Raw genomic sequence first — 13,667 nt, forward strand, 5'->3', positions numbered from 1 at the left:
TTTAATTCGTAAGTTGAATATCATCGTAATAGTAAATTGATCCATCACCCCGTAGTTCTCCAGGGTATTCAAAGAACATGATCACTTTTCCATACTCCTGCGCAGTATCTATTCCCACCGTCGAGAAATCGAAGACAAGCTCTTCCCATTGGTTTTCCTTAGTGGTCATTACAGATACTTCACTATTAATAGTGTTAACAGTACTGTTTTCAAGTTTCATCAATACAGGAATCCCGGCTTTCGGAGAATATACTTTCACACTGATTTTCGTAGTAGATGAAAAGTCTATAGGCGCCTCAAGTTCGAGTGTGGCTCCTGCCCAAGGTTGAGAATCAACAGTTTTAGTGAATTTAACCACCGTACTACTAGGGTTTATACCTCCAGGGACCGGATTATTTTCTATTGCAGTTTCTGCGCCTTCAAAAGGAGTAAGAGAATAGGTCAAAGATGAATTTTCAAAACTTACCGGTAATGTAACGGTAGTTGCATTACTCTCAGAAGAAAAGTAAAGGTTGTCAATATAAAACGCACCACCACTACCACTAGGCTGAACATCAAATTTAAATTGAAATACATCGCTGATATCAAGTCCCTGGCTGGTAAAGTCAGACAATGGAATTTCAATACTGTTCCATTGATTAGGAGTTACATCCAAGTTTACGCTTTTTTCTCCCGACTTAGAAATCAGGAAGAACGGAATTGAGGAGTAATCTCCGGACCAGACATCAATGTGAACAGATTCAAATAGAGTTGCATCAATATCTTCACCAATATTTATTCCCTGATAATCTGCATTGCCATATTTAATCGCCGCATTTCCATTTATAGAAACCATTTCATATGTTGTAGATTGACCCCAATCTGGATAATAGTCAACTCCTGCCGGATCTGAATACTTATCACTAAATATTGACTTTACATTCTCCTCAACGTGAATTGGGGTTGGAGCAGCAATAACCGGCGAAGTTGGTATTTGTACCCTATCATCATAAAAGAATACATTATCAACAAGTACAGTTGTTTCACCCGCAGGTGCTGCTGAATATACTATTTGCGAGATATGTGCTCTGGTGGTTAATCCTGTGAAGTCTTCTAAAGGTATATCTAAAGTCACCCATTCACCTTGTGCAGGAGCCTCTATTTCTACTTCATGCTCAACATCATCACCACCGCCGTCATAGACACCGTTAGGTCCAAAGTCTACAAGTTTAACTCTGAAGGTTTCTGCATCAAGAGAGAAAATATCAGTACGGAAATGAGTCATGTTGGTTGCATCAATCTGAGTACTTTCAGTTAAAATCCCAACATAATCCAAATTAGAATATTTCTTAATATCATTTCCTCCAATATCTGTTTCCTCCAAGTCTGCAGCTGACCATTCAGTTCTCCAGGTATCTACTGGAACATTTGTATAAGTATCACTGAATAGTGAAATAACACTTTCAGGTAATTTATTGGGAGTAGGAGCAGGAACTGGTCCACTCATTTCTACAGTTTCTTCATAATCAACAGTTGCTGCACCACCACTTAGGGCTACGACTCGCATATCATAAGTACCAGTTTCTGCATAAGTGTGAGTGACAGTTTCACCGGGCATAAGCGCAGTGGGTTCCTCGTCTACAGTTTCGCCAAAGTACACATCGAACCTGGTCGCATAGTCTGCTGAAGCTGAAACGGTAACAGAATACCCATCAGGATCCTTGGTAATAACCACCTCCAGATTTTCAGGTTGACGGAAAGAAACCGTTAGTGGTTGTACTCCGGTTGAAGACTTCCCGTTTAAATTGGTTCCTGTTACGGCTACCTCGTAATCTCCTTCTTCATAAAGATGATCTACACTTTCTCCCGGCCTGATCTCAGAAGCTGCTTCGCTTCCATCTCCAAAATCAACGCTGAACATATTAGCGCTTTCCCCCGTTGGGGTAATGCTTACAAGGCCTGAATTATCCTGGGTTATCTGGAAAATAGCTCCCAAATTGGCCGGTTCCTGGATCTGGTTTAGGTCCACCAGGGAATCGTCATCACTCTCACAGCTTATAAAAGGCAGCGTGAGCAGTAAAGCAAAAATTATTTTATAGTATTTTTTCATAATCTTTATTTTTTAGTATCCGGGGTTTTGCTCCCAGTTACCCTGAGAAAATTCTATTTCTTCTAGCGGAATAGGGAATACTTCGTTTTTCCCTGCAGTAAAGCCGTCTATATTGGCTGCTGCCCTTCCGGTTCTTACCAGGTCGAAGAAACGGTGTCCTTCTCCTACAAGTTCTTTTCTTCTTTCTTGGAAGATGATTTCAGTAAGGGCATCCCCTGAATTTTCCACTTCCCTTAAACCTGCTCTTTCGCGAACCTCATTCAGGTAGTCTTGCGCAAGCTGGTCATTGATGTTACCACGGTTAAGAGCCTCGGCAGCCATCAGCAATACATCAGCATAGCGAATCGCGCGGTAGTTATTTGGTTGGGTAAGGTTTGCATCTCCCATATTGTCATTTTTGCGCGGAAGATATTTCCTGTTGAAATATCCGGTATGTTTGTAACCTTCCCCATATGAAGCTCCGGTTTCAGCAGCCCAGGCTTCTATATCAAGGATTGACAGGTCTCTCCTGATATCATCATCAGCGAACATATCATAAGCTTCCTGGGTAGGAACATTAAAACTAAAGCCTGATTCAAACAAAGGTCCACTATAGTTTCTTATTCCCTGGAATCCTACAGCTACGTTTCCTTCGCTACACTGAAGACATTCAAAGCCTGCTCCTTCTTCTCCCGTATATTGAACTTCAAACACAGATTCTTCGTTATTTTCACCTTCTTGTTCAAAAAGAGTTTCAAAATCTGAAAGTGCATAAGGACCGTTATCGATCAATGTGGTTAGCACATTTGCAGCGTCATCAAATTCTTCCTGGTACAGGTGTACTTTCCCTTTCAGGGCCATAGCAGCGCCTTTAGTTGCACGTCCCGTTTCCGGTGCGGTATAGTCAAGATTATCTATTGCAAATTGAAGATCAGATTCAATCTGGGTATAAACCTCTTCTCTTGATGCCCTTGGGATAGTTTGCTCATCACCAAGTACAAAACGCTCATCGCCTTTGATAGGAATAGGCCCAAACCATTTCATCAGTTCAAAAGTGAAATAGGCTCGCAGGAACCTGGTTTCAGCTATGATGGTTTGCTTACCTTCAAACTCGGTTTTATCTTGAAATTCCAGGATGTAGTTAGCACGCTGCACTCCGGCAAAGTTCCAGTCCCACACATCATCCAGGTTGTCGTTTATTGGGGTGTGTGACATTTCATCTACCTGTTGAAAACCGATAACATCTGTAGCGCTCTCTCCCCCACTGAGGGTATTATCTGAAGCGATCTCGCCCAAAAGTACATTTACATAAGTGGATTGAAGGATATCATAAACCCCGATAAGAGCGTTATAATAATCATCTTCAGAATTGAAATAATTCTCCGAGTCTATAGTATACTCCTCGGTCTTATCCAGGTAATCCTCGCTACAGCCGGTGAATGTGATCACGGCTAGCAGTAGAAGAACGGATTTAATTTTTAAACTATATATTTTCATCGCTCAGTATTTTAGAATTTTAAGTTTAGTCCGGCCATATAAATACGTGGTACAGGGTAGAAACCAAAATCGATTCCTCCCCCGATAGGCTCGCCGGTTGATGCAGCAGGATCAAATCCCTTGTAATCAGTAAAAGTATACAGGTTATTTACCGCTGCATAAAATCTCAATGATTGGATACCTACAGAAGAAACCAAGGTTTCAGGAAGGGTATATCCCAACTGTATGTTCTGGATTCTTGCATAAGAAGCATCCTCTACGTAAAATTCTGAAAGCACTCTGTTCGAGGTTGCCCCGGAAGTAAGCCTTGGAACAGTAGTACTGGTCCCTTCGCCTCTCCATCGATCCATCACATAAGCGTGACGGTTTACGTTTGGCTGACTTCTTTCATAGTTTCTTACCATATCATTCCCTAAAGAAGCATAGGTATAAGCCGTGAAATCGAAATTCTTATAATTTACATTTATGTTTATTCCCATAGTGGCATCCGGAATAGGATCTCCAATATTGGTTCGGTCATCGGGAGTGATCACCCCGTCTCCATCCAGGTCTACATATCTCAGGTCACCGGGAGCGGCATCAGCACCAAGTTCCTTTTGAGAAGGATGTGCATCCACCTCAGCCTGGTTCTGGAAGATCCCATCGGTTTTGTAACCATAGAAATATCCCATAGGGAAACCGGGCTCAAAACGCGAAGGCTGTGGTTGCCCTACTCCAAACTGTCCTCCGGGAATGAAATCAACCCCGTTTATAGCGGTTACCTCATTCTTAAGGAAAGTAGCATTATAGCTCAAATTAAAGTTGAAGTCGTCACTTACATAATTGCGGTATTTGATGGCGAATTCCAAACCTTCGTTTCGGGTGGTACCGGCATTAATGGTTGGCGAACCGGAACCCGGAGCTCCACCTCCATGAATTCCTGATACAGGTATTCCTGAAACCAAAAGATCTTTACGGTCTTCCCTGAAGATATCGGCCTCGATCTCTACCTGGCCATCCCATAAACGAAGATCCATCCCGATGTTGGTTTTTTCAGATTCCTCCCAGCCGGAAAGCGGGTTGGCTATCCTACCCATTGCCGTTCCGTTAACAAGGTTTCCGTCAAGAACATAAGTGGCTTCCCCATCAAGGAGCGAACGATAAAACTCGGCGCCTCCCGCTTCATCATTACCAAGAACACCAAAACTTCCTCTAAGTTTTAAGAAAGAAATCACTTCTGAGGAGGCTAAGAAATCTTCTTCAGAGAGAATCCATCCTGCGGTGAATGATGGGAAAGTACCCACCCGGTTTTCAGTACTGAATCTTGTGGAAGAATCTCTACGAAGCATCCCTGATACCAGGTATTTTCCCTGATAGTCATATTGTAACCTTCCGAAAAAAGAAAGCTTACGGATATCATATTTATAAGAACCGTTGTTGATCCCATCATTGGTACCTGTTGTTAGACTGATATCGGCAAATTCCCAGGAATTATTTGGTACATCAAAGCCGGTAGCAAACAGCCCGTCACCCCAGTCACGAATAACGGTCATCCCGGCTGTAGCGGTAATATGATGCATCTCATCAAAAGTGTTGTCGTAAGTACCAAAAAGGTCATAGGTATAAGAATTATCGTTGATCCTGTTCTGGTTTACCGTACTTCTGGGTACATTAAACACCTTCCCTGATCCGTAATCTACTATAGGTGAAAAATCTTTTCCTTTGCTGTTGCTGAGATTGTAACCGATACGGGAAGTAAAAATTAATTCTTCAATTGGTGTGTACTCCAGACTGAATGACCCGTTAAATTTATTAAGGTTATAATCGTTAAAGGTATTTTCTATTTGAGAAAGCGGGTTGATAATTTCATTCCCTAATCTTCCATCCAGGTCCTCCTGGTCTATCGCAAAAGTTGGCGCCATATTCAGGGCATTAAACAATACCGAGCCAAGTCCGTTCTCGTTGATCGAACGGCGATCTATACTGGTATAAATAGAGTTGGCTTGCAATTTGAACTCATCAGAGATATCAATTCCTAAATTGAACCTGGCTGTATTTCGCTGGAAATCAGATTTATCTCCTCCAATAATCCCCTCCTGGTTTAGGTGAGAGGCACCTACTGAATAAGTTACTCTTTCAGAACCTCCACTAAGGGTAAGATTGTGATTAATAATAGGTGCGGTCTCAAATACTGCATCCTGGAAATCGGTGCCTTCTCCTAACTCACTAACATCCGGATAAGGAATTTCCTGCCCGTTATTGGCATAGCTTTCATTTAAAAGCAAAGCATATTCCGTGGCATTCAAAAGTGGTAGCTGGCGGGAAGTTTCCTGCATTCCTACATAAGAATCATACTGTATGGTAGGAGCCATATTTTTCTTTCCTCCTTTTGTGGTGATAAGCACCACCCCGTTTGCTCCGGCAATACCGTATATGGCGGCCTGCGCATCTTTTAGAATAGAGATAGATTCCACATCATTAGGGTTTAGGGTTCCAAGATCTCCCTGGTACCCGTCAATAAGTACCAAAGGTCCGTTAACACTATTTGAAGCAACACCACGAATGTTAATGTTGATTCCTGCTCCCGGCGCACCTGAAGACGGAGTTACATTCACCCCAGCTGCAGTACCCTGCAAGGCCTGCTCCAACCTGATAGGCTTCATTTCTTCAATGGTCTCACTGGATACTACAGACACAGCTCCGGTGATATCCTTTCGCTGCTGAGTTCCGTATCCGATCACCACCACCTCTTCAAGTGCTGCTGAATCAGAATTAAGAACTATATTAAGGAACGATTCTCCTTCAACGGGAATTTCCTTCGTTTCAAAACCTACATAAGATAAAACAAGTACGTTTTCTTCGCTAACACCGCTAATGGAAAAATTACCATCAAAATCGGTAGTGGTTCCCCGGGTTTCTCCTTTTACAAGTACATTAACCCCTAAGAGCGGCATTCCATTCTCATCAGTCACATTACCTTCTACTGTAATGGTTTGTGCCTGCATCGAGAAAACTCCGCCGAATAGGAGCAGTATTGAAAATAAAAATTTCTTCATTGGAATAAATATTAGAATTTGTTACTGCAAGCTATTAAAGAATTGTTAAGAGCAACAAAAAGCCACCTTTACAAAAAATATACATGCCCGGTAAACAGGCAGATTATTCCAAAAGACTTAAAAAACAGGTGGGAATTTGGGGATAACAGGGCTGTATGTGAAGTGCCTGACTTTAACATTAAATCACAAGCCAACAGGTATTTATGGCTCTTGTAGAGTTTATGTAGAGTTTTTTAAAGGCTTTGTATAGCTTTACACCTGAAGAATGTAGTCGGTTAAATTCACTTCCCGGGGCAATTCCATCTTTTTCCGCAAACGATATCGTTTAATCTCCACACTTTTCACCGAAATATTCAGGAGCGGGGCGATTTCTTTAGAGCTGAGATTAAGACGCAGGTAAGCACATAATTTAAGATCGTTACTGGTAAGTTCGGGATGCTTTGCCTTCATCTTTTTAAAGAAATCCTTATCGGCATTACTAAAGGCTTTTTTAAAGAATTTCCAGTTATCTTCTTCACTTATTTCCTTATCGATGGTTTTGATCACCGAACGAACCTCTGAGGATTGTTCAGAATCCTTGAGTCGGTCTTTCACGATATTGAGGAATTCATTTTTCTTGATCAGACTCATGGTGGAAACCGCCAGTTCTTTATTCTTGCTGGCCATATTTTGCTCCAGCTCCCTGTTCTGAAGTTTTATAATCTCCTGCTCAGCCTCCAGGTTTTTCATCCTAAGGGCTTTCTCGCTTTCCTCTACAAACTTCTCATGCCGACGTTTATAGATCTTATGTACCATATAGAGTATTGCTGCGAAGAGAAGAAGATAGACAATTAGTGCTGTATAGCTCAGATACCAGGGCCGGGCAATACTGAACTCATAGGTCGCCGATGGCCCGATTTCATCCCCAATCCTTACCCGCACCTCAAACTCGTAATCCCCGAAGGGAAGATTCTTAAATTCGGCAGAGGGAATTTCACTCCAGGGGCTCCAAACAGCAGTAAAGCCTGTCAGCCGGTAACTGTAATCCGGAGTGAGGAATTTCTTATATTCAGGAATACTGTAGTTAAAAATTATATTGTTGGTCTTGTAATGAAAAGGCTCTTCCTCATTTAAGCTAAGAAGCTGCGATTCTTCATCAAGCGCCGCATTGTAAACACTGTTTATGCGCAAACTGTAATTGCCTTGTTCATAATCGGGTTTTTCAATTTTAAGATAGCCGTTCGCGATCCCCAAAAGACGGGTTCCATCATAGAGCGGGGTTATATTCTCATACCCGGGAGTGATGTTCTGGATCTCTTCCGACAGGTAAAGTGAATTCAGTTTAAACTTGGAGCTTAAAGGATCGGGGGTGATATTCAGGAGGGCGCTAGCCGAAAAGGCCCAGAGCTCCTCCTCATTTTCTCTGACAAATTTCCCTGAAATACGCTTTTCAGCACTAAGGATTTCAGCTAAATCATTTTTAGCGATGAAGTTATCTTCTTCCGGGAGATATTTAAAAACATGCTCCCTGGTCGCAAAATAAAGTTCATCTCTGAAACTGAAAAGACTAGAAGAAATACCCGATACTCCCTCGAAAGGATAATTCCGGATTTCGGAGAAGCCATTCATTTCTTCATTTAACATCAGCCTAAAAACTCCTTTGTGCTCATTCCCTACCCAGATTTCCCCGTTTTCTTCGGAAACAATAAACTTCGACGAATGCGGAAAGCCTTCCAGCATAGGCAGTTCCTCGAAACCCTCTGCTGTACGTTTAAGCAGGCTTAAGCCATTATAATGCCCCTGAATATAATATCCGGGATGGCTCTTTAGTTCTAATATAATCCAGGTTCCAAAGCGTTCAGCAATTTGTTTTATTTGGGTGCCCTCAACCAAAAAGGTTCCAGTATTATGGCCAAAGAAAAGATCGCCATCAATAGAACTGAGATTCCATACCTGCCCGTTGCTGCCTTCTATAAAATTAAACTCCTCTTCCCCATTTCGGCGATAGAAGAGCCCCTGGTTAGTACCCAGATATAAATACTCTGAATTCTGAAAGGAGGTGTATACGCTTCCCAGCTTCCCATAAAGATCCTGGTAGATCTTAAAGGGAGAATCCAGGTTTACCACGCTAAGCCCGTTGTCCAGAGCGGCCCAGATATTATTATTGCGGTCGCTGAAAAGCCGCAGCACCGTATTGTTTAGAAAACCGTTCTCCTGATTGAAATGATGGAGGATTTCCCCCCGGTCACTCACATGAAAGATTCCGTCTTCCACCGTTCCCAGCAACATACCTCTATCTTCCACCGGTAGCGCCGAAAAGATACTTCTCCCCCTTAGCCGCCTGCTTAATTCCTCATGATATTGCTCCAATCCTTCCTGATTCCATCGGTAAAAGCGAGCCTCACGACTAATGAGCACCAGCTGCTTATCCTCCCTGAATATTTCCATCAACTCTACGTCCCCCAGGCTTTCAGGAGGAATGATCATCTCCGGTTTTCCGTTTTTAATGCTGAAGAGTCCGCCCTGGGCCACCTGGTAAAAGATTTCTCCGTCGGTCTCAAAGAGATTGGTCACCACACCCTCGGGCACGGGAAATTCAGAAAGCTGCCCGCTTTTAATATCATAGAGGTACAGGCCTTCAAAACTGTGAAAGATCACTGTCTCTCCTACATTCTCAATATGCCAGAATTGCTGCCCGTCTCGTAGTTCACCGGGAAACTGGGGAACCAGGCTGGTATATTCGAGTTCACCTTTCCCATCGCGCTGCCAGAAGCCCAATTCTTTATAGGCCCCGGTAAAAATAAGTTCATCCACCACTTTAACCGATCGCACCACACTTTCATTAGGCACCGGGTAGAGTTTCCATTTTGCTCCATTATATTCCAGCAGGCCCGCACTGTTTGCCACATAGATATTATCATTTGCAGCCTGGGAGACCATCCAGTTCTGGTTTCCCCCGGCATAAAGATTGGAATTAAAATTGATCACAGGGGGCAGTTCCTGGGCAGAAAACACAGCGGTAAACAGTAAAAAAAGCAGAGAAAATACTAATCGCAAGGCATAGAAATTTCAGGCTAAGTTAATGAAATCTGTGGTTTCTGTTTCGCTTGCGGATTTTTGCTTTTCAGCTCTTTTTAGTGGGCGAGCTGTAACTGCGAATAAAAGCATCCATAGAATTATAGGATAAACTCTTGAGGTGCCACTCCTCTCCAGATTAAGGGGTGCCGATTAAGGACTAAAGACTATCGACTAAAACAGGAAAAGCCCGCCGCTCGCTAAAGTGTTTTGAGACTGGCAGGCTTCATGAAATGATTACCCCTGCAAGTAAGGCGAAAAAGTCGGTTTTTCATACTAGGGCTTTCCTGTAATTTAGATATTCCCTCAATTCCGGATCAGATTTCATAATCTTCTGTTATAAGCCTCCCGGCATTTACCAGACTCGCCATAAATTCTTAATTTTAGCCGAAATAAACACGCATCTTAAATGTCAGAATTTTCTCAGCAGAAAGCAGATAAGGAACTAAAGAAAAGACAAAAGACCTTTTCTACCGAGAAGTTAAAGCAGCTTTTTAAGGAAAAAAACTCCTTATTCTCCAAGTTTCTAAATATCGAAAACCTCAACGAATATTACCGGGATTTTGTCGATCTGTTCTCCCTACTGCAGGACTGGTATAAAGGTCGGTACAAAGATGTACCCTGGCTGGTAATCTCTTCAGTGGGAGGTGCACTTCTTTATGTACTCTCCCCTATCGACCTCATCCCCGATTTTTTACCCTTTGTTGGATACCTTGACGATGCGGCTGTTTTTGCCGCCCTCCTAAAATATGTACGCCTGGATCTGCAAAAATACCGGGACTGGAAATATAATGAAGACCGGTCCCCTGTTATAAACGACTGATTGTATTAAGATTAATAGTTATCTGTTGTGAATTGTGTCCTTCCAAGCTTGGCCTGGCTGAGTTTAAGATTTACAGCCTGCCTAACAACCTATTCCTGGCCTTATCAAGAAGCTCCACAGCCCTATCCACATGTTCGATCTTAGTACGGAAAGCCAAAAGTGCCATCCTGATCACGAAGCAGCCCTCGATATTGGTGGAGCTGAAGAATACTGTGCCGTCATTGTGAATCTCCTTCAGCAGCTTTTTATTAAAGTTGGTTTCATTTTCTGAAAGCGGCCACCAGAAATAGCTCACAGAAAGATCGGGTTCGGGGCCCAGGGCGAAACCTTTTTCCTCAAGTCGCTCCCGGAAATAGACGGTAAGTAGTAACTTTTCTTCCAGGCAGGCCACAAAAGGTTTTATGCCGTGTAGCTGCAGGGGTAACCAAAGCCGCAAAGCCCGAAAGTGTTTAGTTAGTTCAGGAGAGACATCGGCGGGATTTATCTCGGAATCATTTTCAACAGCATCCTGCATATAATTTGCACTTCGGTGATGAGAATGAAAAACCGCTTCCCTGTCTTTTACCAGCACCGCCCCGAGTCCGAATGGCAGAAAAAGCCCTTTATGCGGATCTACAGCGAGAGAATCTGACTTTTCTATGCCTTTAAAAAGATGTTTTCGCTTCTCGCTTAAAATGAAAAATCCCCCGTAAGCGGCATCCACGTGGTACCAAAGTTTATTTGCTTCTGCGATCTCTCCCAATTCGTTTAAAGGATCCATGGCCCCCGTATCGGTAGTTCCGGCAGAAGCGATGAGCAGAAAAGGATTTAAGCCTGCAGCCTTATCCTCTTCCAGTTTTTGTTTTAGATCTGAAGCAACAATCCTTGAGCCTTCATCCAGCTTAAGTTCCCGGATGATCACATCTTCTAGCCCGATAATCCTTAAAGCCTTCAGGTTACAGTGGTGTAACTGCGGACTCAGATAAACCACGCTTTTTTCGATTGTGGCTCCCTTAATTTTGTGTTTATCCCTGGCCGAGGTGAGGGCGATCAGGTTAGCGATAGAGCCTCCGGAGGTGAGATTCCCCACAGCCGATTCGGGAAAACCAAAAAGTGACTTCATCCAGTTGAGAAGCTCGTGTTCCATGGCCACGGCTCCCGGAGAAGCGAAAGACATTCCTGCATATTCATTAGTGATATCGGCCAGATAATCGCCCAGGGCCGAGGCATAAATCCCGCCCCCGGGAATATAACCCATATAACCCCCTGAGGCAGGTTTTATTCCCTTCCCGGCTACCTCTTCTTCGAAGATCCTCAGGATCTTTTCCAGAGATTTGGGCTCTTTACCCAAGGCGAAAGCCTCATGCCGGACCTTTTCAGGAGAATAAGTCCCAGAAGTAGAAAGCCCATTCAGGAAGCTGTTGGAATAGTCATTTACCTCGTTGAAATAATTATCGCGCTGGGAGGGGGTAGGTTCCAGGCCGGCAGATATCTTCTGCAGAGCCAGGATCCGGGATTTCAGGTCTTCCATCAAAACTTATTTTACCCACAAATCTAACGAAAAATCATAGGATTTTGGCCCTGCCTTCCCAAGTATTGAGTAGGATCTCAGACTACGATCTCCCGTTCTTTATCTGCCGTAATTTCATTGATGGGCCTTTCAGCCCCATGTTCGGTTTTACATTTTTTACTCAAACGCCAGCTCAGGTAAGCTACCCCGGCAACAGCGCCTATTCCAACGCCCAGGAGCCCTCCTTTTCTCACAGTATATTTCCCGACTTTAAAGGCCAGTGCCCGCTTGACCCATTTCTTTCCTTTTGCACGTAAATTTTTCATAATTGATTTTTTATTGCTCAAAATAAAGATACGCAAGGCCTCCGTTGCTGAAAAATTTAAAACCTGAAAGTATTGTGAAAGAAGCTTAAGAAAAGCATATTTTTTTTTGGTAAATTGAAGATAAAAAACCTTTGTTATGCCCACCATCCTCTCGAATACCGTCTTAGGTTATGCCCTGATCACCGGGGCGGTCCTCCTCGCTGTAGTGATCTATACCATCATCAAACTGCGGAAACAGGTGAGAAAAGCTAAAGAAAAAGAAGAGCGTAAAAAAAACAGAAAGGAGTAAAATTATTTAGAGTTCAGGATGAATTCAATGTTTCAGGTTTCGGTTCATAAGGTTTTTAACATAACATAATTGGGATTAGAATGCTGCTCACTAATTTTAAAATTATGTTCACCAATAGATTTAAAATTACTTTTCCCATAAAACTGAAGCCCCTTTTTATTTTCAGTCCATACAAAAAGCCAAAGTCCTTTTTGGTTATGAATCTTTGCAATTTCTATGTTATGCTCAAGAAGTTTTTCTCCCAATCCCATCCCATAAAAATCTTTGAGTAGATAGAGTCTTTCGAACTTCGCTACCGGATTGATCTGGGTTAGGGGTTGAGCTTCGTAAATGATAAGTTTTGAGTAACCGGCAATTTGATCATCCACATAAATTTTATTAAAGAAGATCCTCGAATCCTGTAGATCTTCTGAAAGTTTTTTCTGGTTGAAGTTTAAATCTACATAGCTTTGGATATCTTCTGCAAGGGCGCTGTGGCCGTGAGACTCTATGAATGTTTTTATGCTGAGTTGAGCAAGAGTTTCTACTTCAGTTGAACTAAAGGCTTTGATCCGTACCGACATTTCTAATTTTTTGCAAATAAAAGCAAAAATTTCAATTCAACTTTATAATAAAAATTGAATGCTAAGCCAGACCCGAGAATTGACTACTCCTTACTGAGAAGAATAATCACTGAAAAAAGCCACAGTGCTATTAATCATTTTACGCCAGTAGATTATGAAAAAAGTTAAAGAAAGAATTAGTGATTTTAAATTAAATGTCATTAGTGTCCATTAAAAATTTTTAATTGTTCTTTGAAATTACTGATAATCTATACTTTACAAGCCTAATAGGCGCGTGACGATTTGAATTGATTAGGTTTAGCCTCTAAAATTTGGCGGCCATGAATCAAGGAAAATACGTTTTCTCCCAATTGACGGGATATTTACCCCAACGGGTTTTTGATGGGTTTGTCAAAAAGCATGATGGAAACAGGTATGTGAAACATTTTACTTGCTGGAACCAACTACTCTGTATGCTATTCGGTCAGCTGACTAATCGAGAAAGCCTCCGAGACCTAATCGTTGCGCTTGATGCTCATAGTGG

The 13,667-nt window shown here is 42.4% G+C and carries 10 protein-coding genes; 3 read left to right on the top strand and 7 right to left on the bottom strand.

The window, feature by feature from the left end; all coding sequences use genetic code 11:
* Window position 1 precedes the first annotated feature (1 nt).
* From BM266_RS05295 to BM266_RS05310, 4 genes are all read right to left on the bottom strand, one after another.
* Window positions 2-2,089 (bottom strand): hypothetical protein, encoded by a 2,088-nt coding sequence (locus tag BM266_RS05295; RefSeq protein ID WP_093406799.1) that lies wholly within the window; start codon window positions 2,087-2,089, stop codon window positions 2-4.
* A gap of 12 nt (window positions 2,090-2,101) precedes the next feature.
* Complete coding sequence (locus tag BM266_RS05300; RefSeq protein WP_093406802.1) at window positions 2,102-3,565, bottom strand: RagB/SusD family nutrient uptake outer membrane protein; 1,464 nt, start codon at window positions 3,563-3,565, stop codon at window positions 2,102-2,104.
* A gap of 11 nt (window positions 3,566-3,576) precedes the next feature.
* Window positions 3,577-6,600: a SusC/RagA family TonB-linked outer membrane protein gene (locus BM266_RS05305; protein ID WP_093406804.1), complete on the bottom strand. Its 3,024-nt coding sequence runs from the start codon at window positions 6,598-6,600 to the stop codon at window positions 3,577-3,579.
* 252 nt (window positions 6,601-6,852) lie between these two features.
* Complete coding sequence (locus BM266_RS05310) at window positions 6,853-9,636, bottom strand: triple tyrosine motif-containing protein (protein ID WP_093406807.1); 2,784 nt, start codon at window positions 9,634-9,636, stop codon at window positions 6,853-6,855.
* A gap of 427 nt (window positions 9,637-10,063) precedes the next feature.
* Between BM266_RS05310 and BM266_RS05315 the strand changes: the two genes are divergently transcribed.
* Window positions 10,064-10,477, top strand: coding sequence for a YkvA family protein (locus tag BM266_RS05315; protein ID WP_093406809.1), 414 nt, complete (start codon window positions 10,064-10,066; stop codon window positions 10,475-10,477).
* Window positions 10,478-10,547: 70 nt separating this feature from the next.
* Here BM266_RS05315 and BM266_RS05320 read toward each other — a convergent pair whose 3' ends face one another.
* Both BM266_RS05320 and BM266_RS16925 read right to left on the bottom strand, forming a co-directional pair.
* A complete protein-coding gene (locus BM266_RS05320) occupies window positions 10,548-11,987 on the bottom strand; it encodes a pyridoxal phosphate-dependent decarboxylase family protein (protein ID WP_093406812.1) in 1,440 nt (479 codons plus the stop codon).
* 77 nt (window positions 11,988-12,064) lie between these two features.
* Window positions 12,065-12,292, bottom strand: coding sequence for a hypothetical protein (locus BM266_RS16925; protein ID WP_139220596.1), 228 nt, complete (start codon window positions 12,290-12,292; stop codon window positions 12,065-12,067).
* Between the two features lie 136 nt (window positions 12,293-12,428).
* On the opposite strand from BM266_RS16925, the gene BM266_RS17030 reads away from it, so the two are divergent.
* Entirely contained in the window at window positions 12,429-12,581 is a 153-nt protein-coding gene (locus BM266_RS17030) for a hypothetical protein (protein WP_175494758.1), read from the top strand.
* A 44-nt stretch (window positions 12,582-12,625) separates the two neighbouring features.
* Here the strand turns inward: BM266_RS17030 and BM266_RS05330 are convergent, their stop codons facing one another.
* Entirely contained in the window at window positions 12,626-13,144 is a 519-nt protein-coding gene (locus BM266_RS05330; protein WP_093406817.1) for a GNAT family N-acetyltransferase, read from the bottom strand.
* A gap of 320 nt (window positions 13,145-13,464) precedes the next feature.
* Between BM266_RS05330 and BM266_RS05335 the strand changes: the two genes are divergently transcribed.
* Window positions 13,465-13,667, top strand: a 203-nt coding sequence (locus BM266_RS05335) for a DUF4372 domain-containing protein (protein ID WP_139220597.1), incomplete at its 3' end; no start/stop codon positions are given.

The organism is Salegentibacter flavus (assembly GCF_900115145.1).
Taxonomy (GTDB): domain Bacteria; phylum Bacteroidota; class Bacteroidia; order Flavobacteriales; family Flavobacteriaceae; genus Salegentibacter; species Salegentibacter flavus.